The sequence below is a fragment of the Streptomyces sp. NPDC056373 genome, assembly GCF_042262425.1.
Classification (GTDB): domain Bacteria; phylum Actinomycetota; class Actinomycetes; order Streptomycetales; family Streptomycetaceae; genus Streptomyces.
Genome location: NZ_JBHJPX010000002.1, coordinates 275,532 through 299,402, shown reverse-complemented (window position 1 = coordinate 299,402; position 23,871 = coordinate 275,532). Strand labels below are relative to the sequence as shown.

General features: G+C 70.8%; 24 protein-coding genes and 1 riboswitch. Of the genes, 15 read left to right on the top strand and 9 right to left on the bottom strand.

Going from position 1 to position 23,871, the window contains the following annotated elements; all coding sequences use genetic code 11:
• Positions 1-46: 46 nt before the first annotated feature.
• From ACFCXS_RS05320 to gcvT, 4 genes are all read right to left on the bottom strand, one after another.
• The gene (locus ACFCXS_RS05320; RefSeq protein WP_376641732.1) at positions 47-1,414 is read right to left on the bottom strand and encodes an L-serine ammonia-lyase; all 1,368 of its coding nucleotides are present in this window, start codon (positions 1,412-1,414) and stop codon (positions 47-49) included.
• Between the two features lie 89 nt (positions 1,415-1,503).
• On the bottom strand, positions 1,504-2,766 hold the full coding sequence (glyA, locus tag ACFCXS_RS05315) for a serine hydroxymethyltransferase (RefSeq protein WP_376641731.1): 1,263 nt from the start codon (positions 2,764-2,766) through the stop codon (positions 1,504-1,506).
• 9 nt (positions 2,767-2,775) lie between these two features.
• Entirely contained in the window at positions 2,776-3,153 is a 378-nt protein-coding gene (gene gcvH, locus ACFCXS_RS05310) for a glycine cleavage system protein GcvH (protein WP_376641730.1), read from the bottom strand.
• Positions 3,154-3,280: 127 nt separating this feature from the next.
• Positions 3,281-4,450, bottom strand: coding sequence for a glycine cleavage system aminomethyltransferase GcvT (gene gcvT, locus ACFCXS_RS05305; protein WP_376641729.1), 1,170 nt, complete (start codon positions 4,448-4,450; stop codon positions 3,281-3,283).
• Between the two features lie 111 nt (positions 4,451-4,561).
• Positions 4,562-4,662, bottom strand: a riboswitch (glycine riboswitch).
• A gap of 222 nt (positions 4,663-4,884) precedes the next feature.
• Between gcvT and ACFCXS_RS05300 the strand changes: the two genes are divergently transcribed.
• From ACFCXS_RS05300 to ACFCXS_RS05260, 9 genes are all read left to right on the top strand, one after another.
• Positions 4,885-5,550: an AAA family ATPase gene (locus ACFCXS_RS05300; RefSeq protein ID WP_376641991.1), complete on the top strand. Its 666-nt coding sequence runs from the start codon at positions 4,885-4,887 to the stop codon at positions 5,548-5,550.
• Between the two features lie 366 nt (positions 5,551-5,916).
• Complete coding sequence (locus ACFCXS_RS05295) at positions 5,917-6,705, top strand: enhanced serine sensitivity protein SseB (protein ID WP_376641728.1); 789 nt, start codon at positions 5,917-5,919, stop codon at positions 6,703-6,705.
• A 162-nt stretch (positions 6,706-6,867) separates the two neighbouring features.
• Positions 6,868-7,668: an enhanced serine sensitivity protein SseB C-terminal domain-containing protein gene (locus ACFCXS_RS05290; RefSeq protein ID WP_344458921.1), complete on the top strand. Its 801-nt coding sequence runs from the start codon at positions 6,868-6,870 to the stop codon at positions 7,666-7,668.
• Positions 7,669-7,987: 319 nt separating this feature from the next.
• Complete coding sequence (locus ACFCXS_RS05285) at positions 7,988-8,995, top strand: ABC transporter permease (protein WP_376641727.1); 1,008 nt, start codon at positions 7,988-7,990, stop codon at positions 8,993-8,995.
• Positions 8,996-9,065: 70 nt separating this feature from the next.
• Positions 9,066-10,856, top strand: coding sequence for an ABC transporter substrate-binding protein (locus tag ACFCXS_RS05280; protein WP_376641726.1), 1,791 nt, complete (start codon positions 9,066-9,068; stop codon positions 10,854-10,856).
• Positions 10,857-10,964: 108 nt separating this feature from the next.
• Entirely contained in the window at positions 10,965-11,963 is a 999-nt protein-coding gene (locus ACFCXS_RS05275; protein ID WP_376641725.1) for an ABC transporter permease, read from the top strand.
• Complete coding sequence (locus tag ACFCXS_RS05270) at positions 11,960-13,057, top strand: ABC transporter ATP-binding protein (RefSeq protein ID WP_376641724.1); 1,098 nt, start codon at positions 11,960-11,962, stop codon at positions 13,055-13,057. Before ACFCXS_RS05275 ends, ACFCXS_RS05270 begins: the two co-directional genes overlap by 4 nt.
• Before the next feature lie 23 nt (positions 13,058-13,080).
• Positions 13,081-14,313, top strand: a complete 1,233-nt coding sequence (locus ACFCXS_RS05265) for an ABC transporter ATP-binding protein (protein WP_376641723.1) — start codon at positions 13,081-13,083, stop codon at positions 14,311-14,313.
• 181 nt (positions 14,314-14,494) lie between these two features.
• Positions 14,495-15,169 carry a trimeric intracellular cation channel family protein gene (locus tag ACFCXS_RS05260; RefSeq protein WP_376641722.1) on the top strand — a complete coding sequence of 225 codons (675 nt, stop codon included), beginning with the start codon at positions 14,495-14,497 and terminating at the stop codon, positions 15,167-15,169.
• Here ACFCXS_RS05260 and ACFCXS_RS05255 read toward each other — a convergent pair.
• Entirely contained in the window at positions 15,060-16,295 is a 1,236-nt protein-coding gene (locus ACFCXS_RS05255) for an alpha/beta hydrolase (protein WP_376641721.1), read from the bottom strand. The two genes, ACFCXS_RS05260 and ACFCXS_RS05255, sit on opposite strands and share 110 nt — an antisense overlap.
• Before the next feature lie 168 nt (positions 16,296-16,463).
• On the opposite strand from ACFCXS_RS05255, the gene ACFCXS_RS05250 reads away from it, so the two are divergent.
• Positions 16,464-17,324, top strand: coding sequence for a thioesterase family protein (locus tag ACFCXS_RS05250; RefSeq protein WP_376641720.1), 861 nt, complete (start codon positions 16,464-16,466; stop codon positions 17,322-17,324).
• Positions 17,325-17,434: 110 nt separating this feature from the next.
• The gene (locus tag ACFCXS_RS05245) at positions 17,435-17,866 is read left to right on the top strand and encodes a hypothetical protein (RefSeq protein WP_376641719.1); all 432 of its coding nucleotides are present in this window, start codon (positions 17,435-17,437) and stop codon (positions 17,864-17,866) included.
• Positions 17,867-18,039: 173 nt separating this feature from the next.
• On the opposite strand, the gene ACFCXS_RS05240 is transcribed toward ACFCXS_RS05245, so the two are convergent.
• Positions 18,040-18,678: a TetR family transcriptional regulator gene (locus ACFCXS_RS05240; protein WP_376641718.1), complete on the bottom strand. Its 639-nt coding sequence runs from the start codon at positions 18,676-18,678 to the stop codon at positions 18,040-18,042.
• Between the two features lie 116 nt (positions 18,679-18,794).
• Here ACFCXS_RS05240 and ACFCXS_RS05235 point away from each other — a divergent pair, with 116 nt between their 5' ends.
• The 3 genes from ACFCXS_RS05235 to ACFCXS_RS05225 all read left to right on the top strand — a co-directional run bounded on the left by ACFCXS_RS05235 (position 18,795) and on the right by ACFCXS_RS05225 (position 20,585).
• A complete protein-coding gene (locus ACFCXS_RS05235; RefSeq protein WP_031103608.1) occupies positions 18,795-18,959 on the top strand; it encodes a hypothetical protein in 165 nt (54 codons plus the stop codon).
• A gap of 50 nt (positions 18,960-19,009) precedes the next feature.
• Positions 19,010-19,276, top strand: coding sequence for a DUF4190 domain-containing protein (locus tag ACFCXS_RS05230; RefSeq protein ID WP_376641717.1), 267 nt, complete (start codon positions 19,010-19,012; stop codon positions 19,274-19,276).
• A gap of 139 nt (positions 19,277-19,415) precedes the next feature.
• Positions 19,416-20,585 (top strand): cysteine desulfurase family protein, encoded by a 1,170-nt coding sequence (locus ACFCXS_RS05225; RefSeq protein WP_376641716.1) that lies wholly within the window; start codon positions 19,416-19,418, stop codon positions 20,583-20,585.
• A gap of 96 nt (positions 20,586-20,681) precedes the next feature.
• Here ACFCXS_RS05225 and ACFCXS_RS05220 read toward each other — a convergent pair whose 3' ends face one another.
• Positions 20,682-21,347 (bottom strand): N-acetylmuramoyl-L-alanine amidase, encoded by a 666-nt coding sequence (locus tag ACFCXS_RS05220; RefSeq protein ID WP_376641715.1) that lies wholly within the window; start codon positions 21,345-21,347, stop codon positions 20,682-20,684.
• A gap of 59 nt (positions 21,348-21,406) precedes the next feature.
• Between ACFCXS_RS05220 and mnmA the strand changes: the two genes are divergently transcribed.
• Positions 21,407-22,537, top strand: a complete 1,131-nt coding sequence (mnmA, locus tag ACFCXS_RS05215) for a tRNA 2-thiouridine(34) synthase MnmA (RefSeq protein ID WP_376641714.1) — start codon at positions 21,407-21,409, stop codon at positions 22,535-22,537.
• Between the two features lie 128 nt (positions 22,538-22,665).
• On the opposite strand, the gene ACFCXS_RS05210 is transcribed toward mnmA, so the two are convergent.
• Together ACFCXS_RS05210 and ACFCXS_RS05205 are read right to left on the bottom strand one after the other, a co-directional pair.
• A complete protein-coding gene (locus ACFCXS_RS05210; RefSeq protein ID WP_376641713.1) occupies positions 22,666-23,448 on the bottom strand; it encodes an alpha/beta fold hydrolase in 783 nt (260 codons plus the stop codon).
• A 61-nt stretch (positions 23,449-23,509) separates the two neighbouring features.
• On the bottom strand, positions 23,510-23,833 hold the full coding sequence (locus ACFCXS_RS05205; protein ID WP_376641712.1) for a DUF427 domain-containing protein: 324 nt from the start codon (positions 23,831-23,833) through the stop codon (positions 23,510-23,512).
• Positions 23,834-23,871 lie beyond the last annotated feature (38 nt).

The window sequence follows — 23,871 nt, the reverse complement described above, 5'->3', positions numbered from 1 at the left end:
CCGGCAGCGCCGAAGGACGAGAACGCGCCGGCCGGGGCCTGCTTCCTCAGCACTCGATGATGTTCACCGCGAGCCCGCCCCGGGCGGTCTCCTTGTACTTGACCGACATGTCGGCGCCGGTGTCCTTCATGGTCTTGATGACCTTGTCCAGGGACACCTTGTGGGAACCGTCGCCGCGCATGGCCATGCGGGCGGCTGTGACGGCCTTGACCGCGGCCATGCCGTTGCGTTCGATGCAGGGGATCTGCACCAGGCCGCCCACCGGGTCGCAGGTGAGGCCGAGGTTGTGCTCCATGCCGATCTCGGCGGCGTTCTCGACCTGCTCGGGCGAGCCGCCGAGGACCTCGGCGAGGGCGCCCGCGGCCATCGAGCAGGCGGAGCCGACCTCGCCCTGGCAGCCGACCTCGGCGCCGGAGATCGAGGCGTTCTCCTTGAAGAGCATGCCGATCGCGCCCGCGGCGAGCAGGAAGCGGACCACGCCCTCCTCGTCGGCGCCCGGCACGAAGTTGACGTAGTAGTGCAGGACCGCCGGGATGATGCCGGCGGCGCCGTTGGTGGGCGCGGTGACGACCCGCCCGCCGGCGGCGTTCTCCTCGTTGACGGCCATGGCGTAGAGGGTGATCCACTCCATGGCCAGGGCCAGCGGCTCGCCCTCGGAGCGCAGCTTGCGCGCGGTGTTCGCGGCCCGGCGGCGCACCTTGAGTCCGCCCGGCAGAATGCCCTCCTGGGACAGACCGCGTGCCACGCAGTCCCGCATCACCTGCCAGATCTCCAGCAGGCCCTCGCGGATCTCGTCCTCGGTGCGCCAGGCCCGCTCGTTCTCCAGCATCAGCGCGGAGATGGACAGGCCGGTCTCCTCGGTCAGGCGCAGCAGCTCGTCACCGGTGCGGAAGGGGTACTTCAGCACGGTGTCGTCGAGTTTGATGCGGTCCGCGCCGACCGCGTCCTCGTCGACGACGAAGCCACCGCCGACCGAGTAGTAGGTCTTCGTCAGCAGCTCCGTGCCCGAGGCGTCGTACGCCCACAGGGTCATGCCGTTGGCGTGGTAGGGCAGGGTCTTGCGGCGGTGCAGCACCATGTCGTCGTCGTAGGAGAACGCGATCTCGTGCTCGCCGAGCAGGTTCAGCCGCCCGTCGGTCTTGATCGCCTCCACCCGCTCGTCCGCGCTGGAGACGTCGACCGTGCGCGGCGAGTCGCCCTCCAGGCCGAGCAGCACCGCCTTGGGGGTGCCGTGGCCGTGCCCGGTCGCGCCGAGCGAGCCGTACAGCTCCGCGTGGACCTTCGCGGTCGGGGCCAGCAGCTCCTCGTTGCGCAGCCGCCGGGCGAACATCCGGGCCGCCCGCATCGGGCCGACGGTGTGCGAGCTGGACGGGCCGATGCCGATCGAGAACAGGTCGAAGACCGAGATGGCCACGGGGGAACTCCTGACTACGGGGGTGGTGCCAAGGGGGGTGGGTGCCGCGCCCGCTCGTGACGGGCGGCGGCACCCGAAAGGTTTCTTCTTTACTTGTTCAGACCCGGGTACAGCGGGTGCCTGTCGGCCAGGGCCTTCACCCGGACCTTGAGGGCCTGCGCGTCGTAGGACGGCTTGAGCGCCTCGGCGATGACGTCCGCGACCTCCGCGAAGTCCTCGGCCCCGAACCCGCGGGTGGCCAGGGCCGGTGTGCCGATCCGCAGACCGGACGTCACCATCGGCGGACGCGGGTCGTTCGGGACGGCGTTGCGGTTGACGGTGATGCCCACCTCGTGGAGCCGGTCCTCGGCCTGCTGTCCGTCCAGTTCCGAATGGCGCAGGTCCACCAGGACCAGATGCACGTCCGTGCCGCCGGACAGGACGTCCACGCCCACGGCCCGGACGTCGTCCTTCACCAGACGCTCGGCCAGGATGCGGGCACCGTCCAGCGTACGGCGCTGACGCTCCTTGAAGTCGTCCGAGGCGGCGACCTTGAAGGAGACCGCCTTGGCGGCGATCACATGCTCCAGCGGGCCGCCCTGCTGACCGGGGAAGACGGCGGAGTTGATCTTCTTGGCCAGTTCGGCCGTGGAGAGGATCACACCACCGCGCGGGCCGCCGAGGGTCTTGTGGGTCGTGGTGGTGACCACGTGCGCGTGCGGCACCGGGTTCGGGTGCAGCCCGGCCGCGACCAGCCCGGCGAAGTGGGCCATGTCGACCATCAGGTACGCGCCGACCTCGTCCGCGATCCGGCGGAACTCCGCGAAGTCCAGCTGCCGCGGGTAGGCCGACCAGCCGGCGACGATCAGCTTCGGCTTGGACTCCTTGGCCAGCCGCTCCACCTCGGCCATGTCGACCCGGCCGTCGTCGCCCACGTGGTAGGCGACGACGTCGTAGAGCTTGCCGGAGAAGTTGATCTTCATGCCGTGGGTCAGGTGCCCGCCGTGCGCGAGGTTCAGACCCATGATGGTGTCGCCCGGCTTGAGCAGCGCGAACATCGCGGCGGCGTTGGCCTGGGCGCCGGAGTGCGGCTGGACGTTGGCGTGCTCGGCGCCGAACAGCTCCTTGATGCGGTCGATCGCGATCTGCTCGACCACGTCGACGTGCTCGCAGCCGCCGTAGTAGCGACGGCCGGGGTAGCCCTCGGCGTACTTGTTGGTGAGGACCGAGCCCTGCGCCTCCATGACCGCGAGCGGAGCGAAGTTCTCCGAGGCGATCATCTCCAGCGTGGACTGCTGGCGGTGCAGCTCGGCGTCGACCGCGGCGGCGACCGCCGGGTCGAGCTCGTGCAGGGGTGTGTTCAGGACGGACATACGACTCCCTCAGCCCGCGGAGAACGCGGTGTACTCGTCGGCGGAGAGCAGGTCGCCCGGCTCGTCCGTGACCCGCACCTTGAACAGCCAGCCGCCCTCGAAGGGGGCCGAGTTCACCAGCGACGGGTCGTTCACGACGTCCTCGTTGACCTCGGCGACCTCACCGGAGACGGGGGAGTACAGGTCGGACACCGACTTGGTCGACTCCAGCTCGCCGCAGGTCTCGCCGGCGGACACGGAGTCACCGACCTCGGGAAGCTGGACGAACACGACATCGCCGAGCGCGTTGGCCGCGTGCTCGGTGATACCGACCGTCGAGACGCCGTCCTCGGCGGCCGACAGCCACTCGTGCTCCTTGCTGTAGCGCAGCTCGTTGGGGTTGCTCATGGCCTGGATTCTCCTGTACGCGCGGGAGTGCTGTGGAAGGGGGACTGCTGGTGAGCTGGGACGACGGGCACGGGGTCGCTGCCGCGGACCTCCGGCCGGTGTCTGCTTCTGGCGCCTTGGCCAGTGTCTACTTCTGGCGCTTGTAGAACGGCAGCGCCACGACCTCGTACGGCTCGTGACTGCCCCGGATGTCCACGCCCACGCCACTCGTGCCGGGTGCGGCGTGCGCGGCGTCGACGTACGCCATGGCGATCGGCTTGCCGAGGGTGGGGGAGGGGGCGCCGGAGGTGACCTCGCCGATCACCTCGCCACCGGCGACGACCGCGTACCCGGCGCGCGGGACCCGGCGGCCCTCGGCGGCCAGGCCGACCAGCACGCGCGGGGGGTTCTGCTCGGCGCGGGCGGCGGCCTCGCGCAGGGCCTCGCGCCCCACGAAGTCGCCCTCCTTCTCGAACTTCACCACCCGGCCGAGCCCGGCGTCGAAGGGCGTGAGGGAGGTCGACAGCTCGTGCCCGTACAGCGGCATGCCGGCCTCCAGGCGCAGCGTGTCGCGGCAGGACAGCCCGCACGGGACCAGGCCGACGCCCTGGCCGGCCTTGGTCAGGGCCTGCCACAGCTCGACGGCGTGCCCGGGCTTCACGAACAGCTCGAAGCCGTCCTCGCCGGTGTAGCCGGTCCGGGCGATCAGGGCCGGGACGCCCGCGACCGTGCCGGGCAGCCCGGCGTAGTACTTCAGGCCGTCGAGGTCGGCGTCGGTCAGGGACTTCAGGATCCCGGGAGACTCGGGGCCCTGTACGGCGATCAGCGCGTAGGCGTCCCGGTCGTCGCGCACCTCGGCGTCGAAGCCGGCGGCGCGCTCGGTCAGCGCCTCAAGCACCACCTGGGCGTTGGAGGCGTTGGCGACGACCATGTATTCGGTCTCGCCCAGGCGGTAGACGATCAGGTCGTCCAGGATGCCGCCGTCGGCCCGGCAGATCATGGTGTAGCGGGCCCGGCCCGGCTTCACCCCGCCGATGTTGCCCACCAGGGCGAAGTCCAGCAGGGCGGCGGCCTGCGGCCCTGTGACGGTGATCTCGCCCATGTGGGAGAGGTCGAAGAGCCCGGCCTTCGTGCGCACGGCGGTGTGCTCGTCGCGCTCGGAGCCGTAGCGCAGGGGCATGTCCCAGCCGGCGAAGTCGGTCATCGTCGCGCCGAGCGAACGATGCAGGGCATCGAGCGCGGTGTGACGGAGTTCTCCTGTACTGCTCACGGTCGGTCGTCTCCAAGGGGCACGAAGGGCGAGGGCGGTCCTCCCCATCTGTCATCGGAACCTGAGAGGTTCGCCATGACCGCACGGGTCACTGGCTTGCACCTTGGGTGGAGCCGCATCCCCGTGCTGGACAGGGGGCGGCCCGCTTTTCAGATGTGCCTCGCCCGCGCGGTAACGGGGCCTGAGAGATTCAAGGGAGGGACTTGCTCCTTCGGCGCCCCGGCGACTGCTGCTGCCGGGGACTCTCCCGCGCGGATTCAAACGGCCGGTATGCAGTTGGCGCGCACATCATTGCACGCATCCTTCCGGCGCGGCAGGGGGACCTTTCACAGGGAGTGCACGAGTCCGTCGCGCCGGACGCAGCGACCTGTAGCAGCCCTGTTGCAGGACGGGCACGTAAATGAGAGGCCTGCGGCATTACCTTCTCTTTACACTCGGCGGGGATGGGACTCCGTACCTGGCCCCAGGGGAGGACGATCACGGTGAACAGGACCACCGCGTACGCGACGACGGGCATCGCGCTGCCCGAACAGCCGGCCGCACCGGCCCGGGCGGTCCGCGCTCCGGCACCGGCGCCGGTCGTCCGCGATCTGCGCGACCGTGCCGGCCGGAGCCCGCACGCGCTGCTGTTCGGCCCCCGTGACCTCGTCGTGGTCACGGGCCTGCCGGGCAGCGGCAAGTCCACGCTGATGCGGCGCACCGTGCCGGGCCGGCGCGTCGACTCCCAGGACACCCGCGACCGCTGGGCCGGCCGCATGCCGCGCGCCCTGCCCTATGCGCTCTACCGCCCGCTCGTCCGGCTCTCCCACTACGCCGGGCTGCGGCGCGCGCTGCGCACGGGCGAGGGCGTCGTCGTGCACGACTGCGGCACGCAGGCCTGGGTCCGCCGCTGGCTCGCCCGCGAGGCCGGCCGCCGCGGCGGCGCCCTGCACCTCCTCCTGCTCGACGTCAGTCCCGAACAGGCCCTGGCGGGCCAGCGCGACCGCGGCCGCGGCGTCTCGCGCTACGCGTTCCTGCGCCACCGCTCGGCGAGCACCCGCCTCCTGCGCGCGGTGGAGCGCGGCGACCTCCCCGTCGGCTGCGCCTCGGCCGTGCTGGCCGACCGGGACGCGGCGAACGGCCTCCACAGAATCGGCTTCACGGGTTGAGCCCGGCCCGCGGGGGCTGTCCGAGAGCCGGTGTTCCCGATGCCGTCCGGCGTGCGCCCGCGGGGGCGTCCGCAAGCCGGTGTTCCTGATGCCGTCCGGGGTCCGCCCGCGGGGGCGTCAGCAAGCCGGTCTTCCTGATGCCGTCCGGGGTCCGCCCGCGGGGGCGTCAGCAAGCCGGTCTTCCTGATGCCGTCCGGCGTGCGCCCGCGGGGGCGTTCACGAGCCGGCCCGTCCTGACGGTGCCCGGGGTGCGTCCGCCGTCAGCCCGCGGGGTCGTCCACGAGCCGGCCTTCCTCCTGCCGCTCGGCGTCCCTCAGCCGTTAGCCTTTTGACCCACAGCAGTGGTTCCAGGCAGGCGGTAGGCAGATGGACATCCCGGCGGACTTCTCCGCGGACTTCCCGGCACAGACGCAGACCCACCCGCACGGCGGTTGGCCCGGCAACGAGCTGGAGGAGGCGCTCTCGGCCTCCCTCGGCGCCGGACCGGCGGCCGGAGGGCGGATCGTCGAGGTGCTCGGCCGGAGCTTCGTGTGGATCCCGCTGCCCAACGGCGGCGGCCCGCACAGCGGCCCCCTCGACCTGCCCGGCATCGAGATCGACGGCCAGGCGTACGTGCCGGTGTTCAGCTCCGAGGAGCAGTTCCGCCAGGTAGCCGGCTCCCACATGTCCTACACCATCGCGCCCGCCGTGGAGTTCGCCCGCGGCCTGCCCCCGCACGCGGGGATAGCCGTCAACCCGGGCGGGGTGGTGGGCATCCCGCTGCCGCCGCCCGCCGTGGCCGAGCTGTGCCGGGCCGGCCGGACCCCGCTGGACGGCCCCGCGAGCGGCGGCCGGGTCCGCCTCTTCGAGCCCGACTGGCAGGACGACCCGGTGGACTTCCTCGCCGCCGCGGCCGCCGAGTTCGAGGCGACCGGCGTCGTCGTCACCGCCCGCCGCTGCCTCGCCGCGATCGAGACCGCCGACCCCGTGATGTTCGTCGGCGTCGAACTCTCCCAGTGGGAGGGCGACCTGCGCGCCCTCCCCCTGGACGCCCTCACCCGCGCCGTCACCACGGCCCCGGCCCCGTGGCCGGTGAACCTGGTGCTCCTCGACGTCACGGAGGACCCGGTGGGCGCCTGGATGCGGGACCGGGTCCGGCCGTTCTACCAGCGGTAGAACAGCCGGCCAAGGGGCGCGGGGCTGTGACATCATGCGGCTCCGCCGCGTGGGCGCGATCAACCACACACGACCCGCACCCGCCCCACGGCATAATCCCCTGGCTCCCCTGCGGGCTTAAGCTAGGGCACCGTCGAGGCGTTGTACGAAGGGGCGGTAAAGGTGAGCGCGAGCGGCACGGCCGCGGCCGGACAGGTCGAGCACATGCTGCGCCAGGTCACGCCCGGGCGTTACGACGCCTACGAGGCACTCCTGCGCGCACTCGCGACCCCGCACACCGGCCAGATCTGGATGCTCCTGTGGCACGGCCAGGCCGGTTCCCCCGACGCCCAGTACGGGAACATGGACGTCGACGGCCACGGCTACGCCCCCTGCGTGACCTCCGCCCAGGAGCTCTCCGCCAGCGGCTGGAACCGCTCGTACGAGGTGGTCGACGGACTCGACGTCGCCCGCGCCCTCTACCCCGACCACTACGGCCTCTGGCTCAACCCGCACGCCCCCGGCGGCGGCGTCGGCATCCCGTGGCTCGACCTGCGCCGGATCGCCACGGGCCTGGACCGCCAGCCCGCCGGACCCCTGCGCCTGTCCGAACCCGCCATCGAGATCCCGCAGTTCTACGCCCTGCTCGCGCAGAACGCCCACCGCACCCCGGCCGTCCGCTCGCTGCGCCGCGCCTGGGTGCAGCCCGCGCTCGGGGCGCCGTACCTCGCCATCGGACTGGACGTGTACGACACCTCGCCGCCGGCCGTGGACTCGGTACGCGCGATGATGCAGCAGTCCCTCGGCGCCGTACCGGACGGGCTGCCGGTGTCGACCGTCGCCATGTCCGACGAGCACGACCCGGTCGCGATGTGGCTGCGCGAGAAGGCACGCCCGTTCTACGACCGTGAGGCCCACGCCACCGCCCCCGTCCAGGCCCCGGCCTCCGGCTACGGCTACCCCCCGGCCCAGGGCCGGTACTGAGCTTCACCCGTCCTCGTCCCCTCGGACGGGACAGAGGCGCGTCTTCGCGCGTAGATGGCGGAGAAATCCTCTAGCCTGCGTCAAATGTCCAGGTTTGTCTGCGACCGATCCCCGTCGCCCCCTGTCCGGATAACGGAATCCCGCAGACAGCATCACGTTTGCGCATCCTTTCATCGTCAAGTCTGGCAGCGAAACGCTGAAGCGTTGAAGACTCCCGGCACCAGGGGAGTTTCGCCCCTGCGTACGACGGACTGATCACACCGCTACAGCGGAATGCGCGGGCCGGCCACCGCCGGTTGAGAAGAGGGGTCCCTGCCTGATGACGGCACCATTGCACGAGCCGGCCGCGGAAGCGGCTCCGAGTGCGGCCGAGGAAGCGGCAGTTGTCGGCGCCGGTGTGAAAGCCGTACAGGGCCGTTCTCTGGGCCGGATCGCCTGGGAGCGCCTGAAACGCGACAAACTCGCCCTGGCGGGCGGCGTCATGGTGCTCGTGCTCATCGCGATCGCCCTCCTCGCACCGGTCATCGCGAACCTCGTGGGTCAGGACCCCGAGACGCACCACGAGGACCTGATCGACCCGCTGTTCGGCACCCCCACCGGGTCGCTGGGCGGCATCAGCGGTGATCACCTGCTGGGTGTGGAGCCGGTGAGCGGCCGTGACATCTTCGCCCGCATCATCTACGGCGCCCGGATCTCACTCCTCGTGGGCTTCCTGTCCGCGATCGTCGCCGTCGTGATCGGCACCGTCCTGGGTGTCCTCGCGGGCTTCTTCGGTGGCTGGGTCGACGCCGTCGTCAGCCGTGTGATGGACGGCCTGCTGGCCTTCCCGCAGCTGCTGTTCATCATCGCCCTGGTCTCCGTCATGCCGAACGAGATGCTGGGGCTGACCGGCACCGGCGTGCGTCTGTTCGTGATGATCCTCGTCATCGGCTTCTTCGGCTGGCCCTACATCGGACGCGTGGTGCGCGGCCAGACGCTCTCGCTGCGCGAGCGGGAGTACGTCGAGGCGGCCCGGTCGCTCGGTGCCGGGCGGTTCTACATCCTTTTCAAGGAGCTGCTGCCCAACCTCGTCGCGCCCATCATCGTGTACACGACGATGATGATCCCCACCAACATCCTCACCGAGGCGGCGCTCAGCTTCCTGGGTGTGGGTGTCAAGCCCCCCACGGCCTCCTGGGGGCAGATGCTGTCGAGCGCGATCGACTACTACGACTCGGACCCCATGTACATGGTGGTCCCGGGCATGGCGATCTTCATCACCGTCCTTGCCTTCAATCTCTTCGGTGACGGCGTGCGTGACGCGCTCGACCCGAAGGGTTCCCGCTGAACTGCCGTACAAACAGCGACCCGTGACACCTGGCACGGGGTCTCTCATCTAATCCGGAGGATCCGAGATCGTGACTACCCAACGCACCTCAGGGCGGCGCAAGCAGGCCATGGCCGCTGCGGCCGTGGTCGCCGCACTGCTGACCACGGCGGCGTGCGGCGGCGGCAACGGCGACGAGGGGTCGAAGGACGGCGCAGCGGGCTTCGACGCCGCCAACAACAAGATCGCCCAGGCCTCGCTCGCCAAGAAGGGCGGCACGCTGAAGTTCGCGGGTGCCCAGGACGCCGACTCGTGGGACACCACGCGCGGCTACTACGGCTTCATGTGGAACTTCTCCCGCTACTACAGCCGTCAGCTCGTCACGAGCAAGACGGAGCCCGGCAAGGCCGGCACCGAGCTGACCCCGGACCTCGCCAGCGGGCTCGCCAAGATCTCGGACGACGGCAAGACCTACCAGTACACCCTGCGTGACGGGGTCACCTGGGAGGACGGCAAGCCGATCACCTCCAAGGACGTCAAGTACGGCATCGAGCGCGTCTGGGCGCAGGACGTGCTGTCCGGCGGCCCGGTCTACCTGAAGGACGTGCTCGACCCCAAGGGCGAGTACCAGGGCCCGTACAAGGACAAGTCCGCGGACAAGCTGGGCCTGAAGGCCATCGAGACGCCGGACGACCGGACCATCGTCTTCAAGCTGCCGAAGGCCAACTCCGACTTCGAGGAGATGCTGGCCCTGACCTCGGCGTCCCCGGTCCGCCAGGACCAGGACACCAAGTCCAAGTACGGCCTGCACCCGTTCTCCTCGGGCCCGTACAAGTTCCAGTCGTACAACCCGGGCAAGGACCTGACGCTGGTCCGCAACACCCAGTGGAAGCAGGCCTCGGACCCGATCCGCAAGGCGTACCCGGACAAGATCACCATCAAGTTCTTCTCCAACGCCAACGACATGGACGCGCGCCTGATCGCGGGCGACTACGACCTGGACATCAACCAGACCGGTATGTCCCCCCAGGGCCGCACCACCGCCCTGAAGCAGCACAAGGGCAACCTGGACAACCCCGTCTCCGGCTACATCCGCTACGCGGTCTTCCCGCAGAGCGTGAAGCCGTTCGACAACATCGAGTGCCGCAAGGCCGTGATCTACGGCGCCGACCACGTGTCGCTGCAGACCGCCCGCGGCGGCCCCGTCGCCGGTGGTGACATCGGCACCAACATGCTGCCGCCGGCCGTCCCGGGCGCCGAGGGCCAGAAGTACGACCCGTACGAGCTCGCGGGCGCCAACAAGAAGGGCAACGCGGCCAAGGCCAAGGAAGCCCTGAAGGCCTGCGGCAAGCCGAACGGCTTCAAGACCACCATCGCGGTCCGCAACAACAAGCCGTCCGAGGTGGCCACCGCCGAGTCCCTCCAGGCCTCGCTGAAGAAGGTCGGCATCACCGCCGACATCGACCAGTACGACGGCTCGCAGAGCTCCGGCATCATCGGCAGCCCCTCGAACGTGAAGAAGAAGGGCTACGGCATCATCATCATGGGCTGGGGCCCGGACTTCCCGTCCGTGCAGGGCTACGGTCTGCCGCTGTGGGACAGCAGCTACATCCTGGAGAGCGGCAACAACAACTTCGCCCTGATCAAGGACAAGGCCATCGACGGCCTGTTCGACGACTACGTCACCACGCTGGACGACGCGGGCAAGACCAAGATCGCCACGGAGATCAACCACAAGGTCATGGAGGGCGGCTACTACCTGCCCTTCGTCTTCGAGAAGTTCATCAACTGGCGTTCCAGCCGTCTGGCCAACGTCTACACGACGGACGCGTACAGCGGCATGTACGACTTCGTCAACCTCGGCCTGAAGTCCGCGAAGTAACCGGCACACCCGCCGTACGGCACGAAAGGCAGGTGAAGGCCGGCGCGGCGTGACCCAGGGCCACCGGAAGAACTCCGGTGGCCCGAGGTCCGCAGCGGGCCGAGATCTGTGCTCGCTTACCTGATCAGGCGGCTGTTCGCCGCCGTAGTGATGCTCGCGGTCATCATCATGGTGGTCTTCGGCATCTTCTTCCTCGTCCCCAAGTGGGCGGGTGTCGACATCGCCGCCAGCTTCGTGGGCAAGCAGGCCGACCCGGCGGCCGTCGAGGCCGTGCGCCAGAAGCTGGGTCTGGGCGACCCGATCTTCGTCCAGGTCTGGGAGTTCTTCAAAGGCATCTTCGCGGGCCGCACCTACGCGGCCGGCGGCGACGTCACCCACTGCGCCGCACCGTGCTTCGGCTACTCGTTCCGCAGTGAGCAGGCCATCTGGCCGGTACTGACCGACCGCTTCCCGGTGACCCTGGGACTCGCGCTCGGCGCGGCCGTGCTGTGGCTGCTGTTCGGTGTCGCGGCGGGTGTCCTCTCCGCGCTCAAGCGGGGCACCATGTGGGACCGCAGCGCGATGGTTATCGCCCTCGCGGGTGTCTCCCTCCCCATCTACTTCACCGGCCTGCTCAGCCTGGCGATCTTCTCCTACGGGCTGGGCTGGATCAACGCCGAGTACGTGCCCATCGAGGAGAGCTTCACCGGCTGGCTCGGCGGCATGATCCTCCCGTGGGTCACCCTGGCGTTCCTGTACGCCGCGATGTACGCCCGGATCACCCGCGCCACCATGCTGGAGATCCTCGGCGAGGACTACATCCGTACCGCCCGTGCCAAGGGCATGCGCGAACAGGTCGTCATCCGCAAGCACGCCATGCGCTCGACCATGACACCCATCCTGACCATGCTCGGCATGGACCTCGGCGCCCTGATCGGCGGCGCCATCCTGACCGAGACCACGTTCAGCCTGCCCGGCCTGGGCCAGGCCGTACTCAACGCGATCAAGAACCAGGACCTGCCCATCATCCTGGGCGTCACCCTGATCACCTCCGTCGCGGTGCTCATCGCCAACCTCGTGGTGGACGTCCTGTACGCCGTGATCGACCCCCGAGTGAGGCTCGCATGACCGAACTCAACAAGACCGAAGCGGCCGTGGGCGAGCCCACGAGCGACTCCGCGGCACCGACCGCCTTCCTGGAAGTGCGCGACCTGAAGGTGCACTTCCCGACCGACGACGGCCTGGTCAAGTCCGTCGACGGGCTCAGCTTCCAGCTGGAGAAGGGCAAGACCCTCGGCATCGTGGGCGAGTCGGGCTCCGGCAAGTCGGTGACCTCGCTGGGCATCATGGGTCTGCACACCGCCGGCCAGTACGGCAAGCGCAAGGCGCGGCTCTCGGGCGAGATCTGGCTGGACGGCACCGAGCTGCTGTCCGCCGACCCCGACCACGTGCGCAAGCTGCGTGGTCGTCAGATGGCGATGATCTTCCAGGACCCGTTGTCCGCACTGCACCCGTACTACACGATCGGCCAGCAGATCGTGGAGGCGTACCGGATCCACCACGACGTCAGCAAGAAGGTCGCGCGCCGCCGGGCGGTCGAGATGCTCGACCGCGTGGGGATCCCGCAGCCGGACAAGCGCGTCGACAGCTACCCGCACGAGTTCTCCGGCGGGATGCGCCAGCGGGCGATGATCGCGATGTCGCTCGTCAACAATCCCGAGCTGCTCATCGCGGACGAGCCGACGACCGCCCTCGACGTGACCGTCCAGGCGCAGATCCTCGACCTGATCCGGGACCTGCAGAAGGAGTTCGGCTCCGCGGTCATCATCATCACCCACGACCTGGGGGTCGTCGCCGAGCTCGCCGACGATCTCCTCGTGATGTACGGCGGCCGCTGCGTCGAACGGGGCCCGGCCGAGCAGGTGTTCTACGAGCCCCGGCACCCCTACACCTGGGGCCTGCTCGGCTCGATGCCGCGCCTCGACCGTGAGCAGCAGGAGCGCCTCATCCCGGTCAAGGGCTCCCCGCCCTCCCTGATCAACGTCCCGTCCGGCTGCGCCTTCAACCCGCGCTGCCCGTACGCCGACGTCCCCAAGGACAACCTCACCCGCACGGTCCGCCCCGAGCTGACCGAAGCCGGAAGCCGGCACTGGGCCGCCTGCCACATGAGCAGGGAGCAGCGGGAGCGGATCTGGATCGAAGAGATTGCGCCGAAGCTGTGAGCGAGAACTCCAAGGACACCGTTGTGACCACTCCCGCCGAGAGCGACGGCACCGAGGCGAACGCGTCCGGCGCGGCCACCCTCACCAAGGACGCGGCCCCGGGTGACGTTCTGCTGAGGGTGACCGGGCTGCAGAAGCATTTCCCGATCCGCAAGGGGCTGCTTCAGCGGCAGGTCGGTGCGGTGCGCGCGGTCGACGGCATAGATTTCGAGGTCAGGTCCGGCGAAACCCTCGGTGTCGTGGGCGAGTCGGGCTGCGGCAAGTCGACGATGGGCCGGTTGATCACGCGGTTGCTCGAACCCACCGCGGGAAAGGTCGAGTTCGAGGGCCAGGACATCACGCACCTCGGTGTCGGCGGCATGCGTCCGCTCCGCCGGGACGTGCAGATGATCTTCCAGGACCCGTACTCCTCGCTGAACCCCCGCCACACCATCGGCACGATCGTCGGCGCCCCCTTCAAGCTCCAGGGGGTCACCCCCGAGGGCGGCATCAAGAAGGAAGTGCAGCGGCTGCTCGAGGTCGTGGGTCTCAACCCCGAGCACTACAACCGCTACCCGCACGAGTTCTCCGGCGGTCAGCGCCAGCGCATCGGCATCGCCCGCGCGCTCGCGCTCAATCCCAAGCTGGTCGTGGCCGACGAACCGGTCTCCGCGCTCGACGTGTCGATCCAGGCCCAGGTCGTCAACCTGCTCGACGACCTCCAGCAGGAACTCGGTCTGACGTATGTGATCATCGCGCACGACCTGTCGGTCGTCCGGCACGTCTCGGACCGTATCGCGGTGATGTACCTCGGCAAGATCGTCGAGCTGGCCGACCGGGACCTGCTCTACAAGACGCCGATGCACCCGTACACCAAGGCGCTGATGTCGGCGGTGCCGATCCCGGACCCGAGGCGGAAGAACGCCAAGAGCGAGCGCATCCTGCTCAAGGGCGACGTACCGTCGCCGATCTCGCCGCCGAGCGGCTGCCGCTTCCACACCCGGTGCTGGAAGGCCACGCAGATCTGCAAGACGACCGAGCCGGCGCTCGTCGAGCTGACGCCCGGCCAGCGGGTCGCCTGTCACCACCCGGAGAACTTCGAGGACCAGGCTCCCGAGGACACCGTGCTGCTCAGCGCGGCGAAGGAAGCCGCGGAACTCGTTCCGGACGAGGTACTGGAGGAGTCCGCACAGACGTCTGCGGCCGTGGCCGAGGCTTCTTCCGAGGAGGGCACCTCCGCTGCCGGGGACGGCGACGCCACCGCCGCCAAGGCCTGAGCTCTCGGCTCTCCGCCCGTCGCCGCGCCGCGACAAGGACGAGCCGCAGGGCCGGCAGATGCTTGTGCCGGCCCTGCGGTGTTCCCCCGGGCTTCGGGTGGATCAGCCGTAGCCTCCCGCCCGGAGCGCAGGACGTGCCTCCCGGAAGGGGCGTCGCCCGGCCGCAGGGGAAGATGTCCGGGTGCTCCAGCAACTCTTCAGCCCGTCCGTCCAGCACACGCTCGACCTGATCGGCATCTTCGTCTTCGCGATCTCCGGCGCCCTGCTGGCCGTGCGCAAGAACTTCGACGTGTTCGGCATGGCCGTCCTCGCCGAGGTCACCGCGCTGGGCGGAGGGCTCTTCCGCGACCTGGTCATCGGGGCCGTGCCCCCGGCCGCCTTCACGGACCTGGGGTACTTCCTCACCCCGCTGCTCGCCACCCTCCTCGTCTTCTTCCTGCACCCCCAGGTGGAACGCATCCAGATCGCGGTGAACGTCTTCGACGCCGCCGGCCTCGGCCTGTTCTGCGTCGCCGGCACGACCAAGGCGTACGAGTACGGGCTCGGCCTGACCGCCTCCGCCGGTCTGGGGCTGACCACCGCCGTGGGCGGCGGTGTGCTGCGCGACGTCCTCGCCAACGAAGTCCCCTCCCTGCTGCGCTGGGACCGCGACCTGTACGCGGTCCCGGCGATCGTCGGCTCCGCCCTGGCCGCCCTGTGCATCCGCTACGACGCCCTGAACCCGGTGACCAGCGGTGTCGCGGTGATCACCGCCTTCGTACTGCGCCTGCTCGCGATGCGGTACCACTGGCGAGCTCCGCGGGCGTGGCACCGGCGGTCGACGGTGAGCGAGGAGGAGCAGCCCGTCCTGCCGTGACCCGGCCGATGCCCATCTGCTGGGTCAGCCAGCGGAACGCCGGGACCACCTGCGGCCGCCACAGCGCCATGTTGTGGCCGCCCGCGCTCTTCGGGATGTAGACGACGTGCACGGTCGTCGGGGCCTTCGCGGCCTGCTGCACGGCCACGGCGTCCTCGTAGCCGTCGTGCGGCTGGCCGGAGAGGTACAGCGCGATCCGCGGCGGGACGGACGCCCTGCCCAGCATCAGGAGCGGGTTGTTCGCGGAGCGCAGGGCGGGGCTCTGCGCGGTGAGCGAGTCGCGTTCGCCGCTCGGGTCGTTGTAGCCGGACATGCTGACGGCGGCCCGGTAGCGGTCCGGGTGGGCGACGGCGAGCCTGGTCGCGCAGTGCGCCCCGGCCGAGTAGCCGGCGATGGCCCAGCCCTGCGGCGCGGGCTGGGCGCGGAAGTTGTCCATGACCATCCTGGGCACGTCGACGCTCAGCCAGGTGTCGGCGTTGACCGTGCCCGGGACGTTGGCGCAGCCGGTGTCCACGGCGGCCAGCAGGTTGGTGCGGGGCGCGACCAGGATGAAGGGAGCCACCCGGCCGTCGCGCATCAGCGGGTCCAGCTGCTCGTGGGCGTGGAGCGAGCCGAACCACGCCTTGGCCGAACCGGGGTAGCCGGGCAGCAGCTCCACGACCGGGAACCGGTGGTGCCGGTAGGCCGGTTCGCCGTACTGCGGCGGCAGCCAGACGTAGACCTCGGCGTTCACCCCCGACACCCGGCCCGCGAGCTGGGTCACCCGCACCCCGCCGGCCGCGCCCATCCCGGGTCCGGTGGCGGGCTCGAAGGTCTGGCGCACCTTGGGCAGCCGCGTGAGCGCGATGCCGCCGGTGCCGTCGGCGCCCAGATTCGCCGCCTGCTCCACATGGTCGCCGGTGCCGAGCAGGTCGGCCCAGTTGTCGTACAGGTTGTCGGCGTTGTTGACCAGGGTGAAGACCAGGGCCACGGCCGTCCCCTGCGCGAACAGCAGCATCAGTGCCCGGGCCGCGAGACGCAGCGCCCGGTGCCCGCGGATGCGCGACCAGAGGACCAGCGGCAGCACCAGGGCGGCGACGGACAGGACGACCAGCGTGCAGAGGAACGGCGTTCCGGTGAGGCTCATGCCCCTACAGAGGAGGGAAGGCGGACGAGGGTTTATGGATGAGTCGGACACTTACCGAGAAATTGCCCGTGTCTCACCAAGGTCTGACCGGGTCGGCGGTGGAGGCGTATGACCCAGGTCGCCAGCAGAAAGCTACCGCTTAGTAGTTAGTTCTTGTACTGTTCAGCCATGCCAGAAGCAGCCACCGCCCCGGCCGCCCGGGCCACGATCGGCGACAGCGAGTTCGACCGCGACACCGCGCTCACCCGCCGCGCGCCGGGCGTCTACGACATCGACCTCTCCGCCGGCTGGACGATCATCACCGCCGTCAACGGCGGCTACCTGCTGGCCGTCCTGGGCCGCGCCCTCGCGGACGCCCTGCCGCACGCCGACCCCTTCACGATCTCGGCGCACTACCTGACGGCGTCCCAGCCCGGACCCGCGGTCGTCCGCACGGACGTCGTCCGCACCGGCCGCACCCTCTCGACCGGCCAGGCCTCCCTCTTCCAGTACGACGACGAGGGCCGCGAGGTCGAACGCATCCGGGTCCTCGCCTCCTACGGCGACCTCGACGCCCTGCCCGACGACGTCCGCACCACGGCCCGGCCGCCCGCGATCCCCCCGCCGGAGCACTGCTTCGGCTCGGAGGACGGGCCCACCCCCTTCGAAGGCAGCTCGGCGATCACCGAGCGTCTGATGCTCAAGCTCGACCCCTCCACCCTCGGCTGGGCCCTCGGGCAGCCCTCCGGCAAGGGGGAGATGCGGGCCTGGTTCGGACTCAAGGACGGGCGCGACCACGACCCGCTGTCCCTGCTGCTCGCGGTCGACGCCCTGCCGCCCACCGCGTTCGAGCTCGGCCTGAAGGGCTGGGTGCCGACCGTCGAGCTGACCGTGCACGTCCGGTGCCGCCCGGCCCCGGGCCCGCTGCGGGTGTCGATCACCACACGCAACCTCGCAGGCGGTTTCCTGGAGGAGGACGCCGAGGTGTGGGACAGCGCGGACCGGCTGGTCGCGCAGTCCCGGCAGCTGGCGCGGGTGCGGCTGGGCTGAACTTCGCCCCGTTGACAGGCAGGTCACAGGGCGGCCCCAAGGGGGACCCAGGCAGGGTTGGTTGAGTTCACGCCTCAAGGACTTCCCCACCTTCCCCGGAGCTGTCTGTCATGAAGCGTGCGCGTCTCCTTCCCGCCGTGGCCCTGCTGGCCCTCTCGCCCCTGGCCCTGGCGGCCTGCGGGTCGGGTGACTCGTCGTCGTCCTCGAACGGCGGCGGCGGGTCCGGGCGGCAGCAGGCCTGCCAGGCGCCGTCGGGGGCGGCCTCGGGCGCCCCTTCCGGCGCTCCGTCAGGAGCTCCGTCCGGCGCACCCTCCGGAGCTCCCTCGGGTGCTGCCGCCGCGGGCGCCAAGCCCACGGGTGCGCCGTCCGGGGCTCCTTCGGGGATGCCCAGCGGCGCGCCGGAAGGCGGCCAGGGCGGCCAGGGTGGTCCCGGTGGGGGTCAGGGCGGCGGCTGCGGCGGCCCGAGCGGCGGCGGTCAGGTCCCGGGCGGGCAGGGGCAGGGGCAGGGGCAGCAGCCCCAGCAGTCGCAGAAGGAGCAGTAGGTGTAGTTCAGGCCCGGATCCGCCCGGGGCACCACAGGGGCGGCGCGTCCGGCGAACGGGCGCGCCGCCCCTGTGCGTTGCCGCGAGGGCGGCGATCCGGCGAACGAGGTGTCGATCCAGCCGGTGACGGCGGCCGGGGGCGTCGATCCGGCCGGTGACGGAGGCCGAGGGTGTCAGTCCAGCCAGTGGTGGCGGCCGAGGCCGATCAGCCGCATCTGGCGGGTCGCCAGCTGTGCGACGCGCCGGGTCCGGTCCGGGCGCTCCTCCTCCGGCCCTTCGAGGGCCTCCAGGAACAGTGACGCCGTGCTCAGCATCTGGTCGACGTAGAGGTGCGCGAGCATCAGCAGGTCGTCCTCGCTCCAGCCCTCCGAGATCGGGTCCTTGGCCAGTTCGTCCTTGACCTCCTGGGCGAACCGGGCCAGTTGGTCCCGTATCGCCTCCCGAACCGGCTGAACTCCGCCATGTCGTTCACGAGCGATGAAACGGACATGGGCGGGGTACCCGTCGACGTGACGGGCGATCAGGTCGATGGTGCGCGTGACGCGTTCCTCGCGGTCGCCCGTCGTGGACACCGTCGTCCGGATCATCGGGTGCAGGCTGCCCAGCGCCTCCTCGACCAGGGCCACGCCCAGATCCGCCGTGGAGCGGAAGTGGCGGTAGAAGGCCGTCGGGGCGACACCGACAGCGCGGGTGACCTCGCGCAGTCCCAGGCTGCTCAGGCTCTGCTCCTCCAGCAGCCCGAGGGCCGCGTCGAGGAGTGCCTGCCGGGTCTTCTGCTTCTGGGCCTGCCGGATCCCGAGGGTGTGACTCATACCATGCAGTTAACAACTGTTCTCTGGAATTGGAAAGCCATGAGAGACGTTAGACTGGAAAGTCAGTGAACAACTGTAACCACAAACGTTCACCGAAACCCTGGGGGTTGTTTCCCGTGCTGTTCATCGTCGCCGCACTCCTGCTGCTGGGCGTCGTCCTGGGCACCGTGGCCCACGCGCCGCTCACCTTCTCCGTCGCCGTCGGCGCCGTCATCGCCGTCTGGCTCGGCATCTTCGCGCTCCGCGAGCGCGGCCGCCGGCGCCACACGCAGGCCCACTGACACCGACGCCGTCCACCGTCCCCTCGATCCGACTTCGGGAGTCGATCATCATGCAGCTCACCGCTCCGGCCTCGCGCCGCACCGGTATCCGTGACACCGACGGCATGGCCGTCGCGTCCTTCATCCTCGGCCTGCTCGGCCTGCTCGTGCTCAACCTCTTCCTCGGCCCCGTCGCCATCGTGCTGGCGAGTGTCGCCCTGTGGCGCGGCACCGAGCGTCGCGGCCGCGCGTTGCTGGGTCTGGGCCTGGGCGTCGCCGACCTGCTCGTCCTCGCGTCCTTCATGGAGTTCGACAGCACGATCTCGTGGAGCTTCTGAGCCGCCGTCGGACAGCCGTCCGCCGATGACCGCGGCCGGGCCCGGGGACGACGGGCCGTCGCCGCGCCGGAAAGCGGTTCACGTTCGGCCAGCCTTGCCCTGAGGCCGGTCGGAGGGGAGCCGTAGAATCGGGCTCACCATGGCTTACCTCGACCACGCCGCGACCACCCCGATGCTCCCGGAGGCGGCAGAGGCGCTCACCGCCCAGCTGGGTGCCACCGGCAACGCGTCCTCCCTCCACGCATCCGGCAGGCAGGCCCGCCGCACCGTCGAGGAGTCCCGCGAGACCCTCGCCGAAGCCCTCGGCGCCCGCCCCAGCGAGGTCGTCCTCACCTCGGGCGGCACGGAGGCCGACAACCTCGCCGTCAAGGGCCTTTACTGGTCACGCCGCGACGCCGACCCGGCCCGCACCCGTGTCCTCGCCAGCCCCGTCGAGCACCACGCGGTCCTCGACGCCGTGCACTGGCTCGGCGAACACGAAGGCGCCACCGTCGAGTACCTGCCGGTCGACCGCCACGGCCGCGTCCACCCCGACGCCCTGCGCGAGGCGATCGCCCGCAACCCCGACGATGTGGCCCTCGCCACCGTCATGTGGGCGAACAACGAGATCGGGACGATCCTGCCCGTCCGTGAACTCGCCGACGCGGCAGCCGAGTTCGGGGTCCCGCTGCACTCGGACGCCGTCCAGGCCTTCGGCCAGATCCCCGTCGACTTCGCCGCCTCGGGCCTCGCCGCGATGACGGTCTCGGGTCACAAGATCGGCGGTCCCTACGGCATCGGCGCGCTGATCCTCGGCCGCGAACACACCCCCGTGCCCGTCCTGCACGGCGGCGGTCAGGAGCGGCATGTGCGCTCCGGCACCCTCGACGTGCCCGCCGTCGCCTCCTTCGCCGTCGCCGGACGGCTCGCCGCCGAACAGCGCGAGTGGTTCGCCCGCGAGATCGGCGCGCTGCGCGACAGCCTCGTCACCGCGGTCCGCTCGGCCGTGCCGGACGCGATCCTCGGCGGCGACCCGGACCCGCAGGGCCGCCTCCCGGCCAACGCGCACTTCACCTTCCCCGGCTGCGAGGGCGACTCCCTGCTGCTCCTGCTCGACGCCCAGGGCATCGAGTGCTCCACCGGCTCCGCCTGCACCGCCGGCGTCGCCCAGCCCAGCCATGTCCTCCTCGCCACCGGCACCGACCCCGACCTGGCCCGCGGCACCCTGCGCTTCTCCCTCGGCCACACCTCCACCGAGGCCGATGTCGAAGCCCTGGCGAAGGCCATCGGCCCGGCGGTGGAACGGGCCAGGGCGGCGGGGCTGACGTAGACCTTCGGCCCGGGTCCGGTCGCGCGGGCGGCGCCTGCCGACCCCGGCTTCGGCTGCGAACGGCTCCGGCAGCGGCGGTTGCGAACGGCCCTGTCGTCAGGCCGGGCTCGTCCGCGCCCGGCGTACCAGGCGCATGTACTTCTCCCAGTCCCAGTGCCGCCCCGGGTCCGTGTGGTCGGTGCCCGGGACCTCCACGTGGCCGATGATGTGCTCGCGGTCGACGGGTATGTCGTAGCGGGCGCAGATCCGTGCCGTGAGCCGGGCCGAGGCCTCGTACATCTCGTCCGTGAAGTCCTGCGGGCGGTCCACGAAACCCTCGTGCTCGATGCCGACACTGCGTTCGTTGTAGTCGCGGTTGCCCGCGTGGTAGGCCACGTCCAGCTCGCGGATCATCTGCGCCACATGCCCGTCCTGCCGCACGATGTAGTGCGCGGCCGCCCTGTGCCCCGGATCCTGGAAGGCCTTCACCGCGCTGTCGAAGCTGCCCTGCGTGACATGGACGACGACCATGTCTATGCCGTAGTCGTCGGGCCGGTCCGCACGGCGCCAGTTCGCCTCCGACGCCGCGACCCAGCGCGCGCCCGCGAAGTCGACCTCGCCCTCCTTGCGGGGCTTCTCGACGCCCGGAGTCCGCCACCACAGACGCGCCAGCTCGTCCCGGGCGAGAACGGCGGAGCCCGCCGCGGCCACGGTGCCGCCGATCAGCAGCGCGCGGCGGCCGACCTTCCGGTCGCCGTCCCTCGAAGCCTTCCGCTGTCCCATGTGATCGTCAACGGATACCCGGCGGTCCTGGTTCCCGCGCCCCGTACCCTGGAAGGGTTATGACTGAGACCCCGCAGCGCCCCCGCCCCCTCCGCGTCCTGGCCGCCATGTCCGGCGGAGTCGACTCCGCCGTCGCCGCCGCCCGCGCGGCCGAAGCGGGCTACGACGTGACCGGCGTCCACCTCGCTCTCTCCGCCAACCCCCAATCCTTCCGCACCGGCGCGCGGGGCTGCTGCACCATCGAGGACTCGCGCGACGCCCGCCGTGCCGCGGACGTCATCGGCATCCCGTTCTACGTGTGGGACCTCGCCGACCGCTTCCGCGAGGACGTCGTCGAGGACTTCGTCGCCGAGTACGAGGCCGGCCGCACCCCCAACCCCTGCCTGCGCTGCAACGAGAAGATCAAGTTCGCGGCCCTCCTCGACAAGGCGCTCGCGCTCGGCTTCGACGCGGTCTGCACGGGCCACTACGCCCAGGTGATCGTCCGCGAGGACGGCACCCGCGAGCTGCACCGCGCCTCCGACATGGCCAAGGACCAGTCCTACGTCCTCGGCGTGCTGGACGACCGGCAGCTCGCCCACGCGATGTTCCCGCTCGGCGACACGGTCACCACCAAGGACGAGATCCGCGCGGAGGCCGAGCGCAGGGGCCTGGCCGTGGCCAAGAAGCCCGACTCGCACGACATCTGCTTCATCGCCGACGGCGACACCCAGGGCTTCCTCGCGAACCGGCTCGGCCGTTCCGAGGGTGACATCGTCGACGAGTCCGGCACCAAGATCGGCACCCACGAGGGCGCGTTCGGCTTCACCATCGGCCAGCGCAAGGGCCTGCGCATCGGCACCCCCGCCCCCGACGGCAAGCCGCGCTACGTCCTGGACATCTCGCCGGTCGACAACACGGTGACCGTCGGACCGGCCTCCGCCCTGGACGTCGGCGCCCTCACCGCCGTCAAGCCCCGCTGGTGCGGCGCCGCCCCCACCGGCCCCGGCACCTACACGGCCCAGCTGCGAGCCCACGGCGGCGAGACCGAGGTGACCGCCGAAGTCGTGGACGGCTCCCTGGCGGTCACCTTCACCGAGCCCGTCCGCGGCGTAGCCCCCGGTCAGGCGATCGTGCTGTACGACGGCACGCGCGTGGTGGGCTCGGCGACCATCGCGTCGACGACCCGGGCGCCGGCGGGCGTGGCCTGACAAGGACCGGGCCCGGCGGAGCTCCGCGCGATCCTGGCGCGGGAACCGGAAGCGTCCTTCGAGCGATGCCGCCGCAGGGCCCGGGGGGCGTGCTCCACGCCGCGTGCCCCCGTGCCGGCGTCGCCCTCTCAGCCCCGGCTGAAGAACTCCATGAGCACCGGCGCCAGGACGTTCGGCTCGACCATGTGCGTCTGCCCCTGGAGCGTGCGGTAGGTGCCCTCGGGGACGGAGTCCGCGATCGCCCGGGCCGCCTCGCGCAGCCACTCGGGGCTCGCGTCGCCCGCCACCGCCAGGACGGGGACACCGACCTCGCCCAGCCGGGAGCGAGGGACGGTGCCGTCGCCCATCACGGCGTCGTCGTAGGCGAGGCTCGGGGCCATCGCTTCCATCCCGGCCCACATGGGGGACTGGCGGGCGCCGCGGATCATGCCCTCGGCCAGCCCCGTCAGCCGCAGGAACAGTTCGACCGCGTCGCCCCGCCGCCCCTCGCCGAGCGCCTCCGTCAGCCGCCGGGTGTACTCGGCACGCTCCCTGGCACCTTCCTCCGACATCGCGAACGGCGTCTCGTAGACGGCCACGCGCCGCACCGGCAGCCCGCTCGCCGCCGCCCGAAGCGCCAGGGCCCCGCCCGAGGAGATGCCGTACAGCAGCGCCTCGCCGCCCACCGCCTCGATCACCGCGGCCAGGTCCTCGACCTCACGCTCCGCGGCGTACGGCGCGGTGTCGCCGCTGGCGCCGCGGCCCCGCCGGTCGTACACCACGGCCTGGAAACGTTCCGAGAGCGACACGGCCAGCGGCGCCAGAGTGCCGCCCGTAGACATCGCGCCGCTCACCAGGACGACCGCCGGGCCGCGTCCGGTGCTCTCGTAGGCGATGCGGGTGCCGTCGCGCGAAAGGATCTTCTTGTCCATGTTCACGCAGACTGCCGCACGGCGCGGTGTTCATCGGTGAAGCGGGCGGCGCGTCAGCCGATCAGAACACTTCCACTTCGTAGAAGCACAGGTGGTCCCTGATCTCGGCGACGTCCGGCTTGGGGTCCGGATACGCCCAGACGAGGTCCGCCGCGTCCGGCAGCGACCAGTAGGAGGCGGTGCCCTTGAACGGGCAGTACGTCTGTGTGCCGGACGGTGTCAGCAGCTCCAGGCGCACGTCCTCGGCCGGGATGTAGTAGCGCTCGGGACAGCCCGTCTCGCGCAGCACCAGCGACCGGTCGCTCTCGGCCAGTACCTGCCCGCCGTGCACCACGCGCACGTGCGCGTCGCTCCGCTCGACGGTGATGCGATGTCCTCTGGTCACGATCGCCCCTCCTCGGGTAGCCGACTCCACCGGTACAG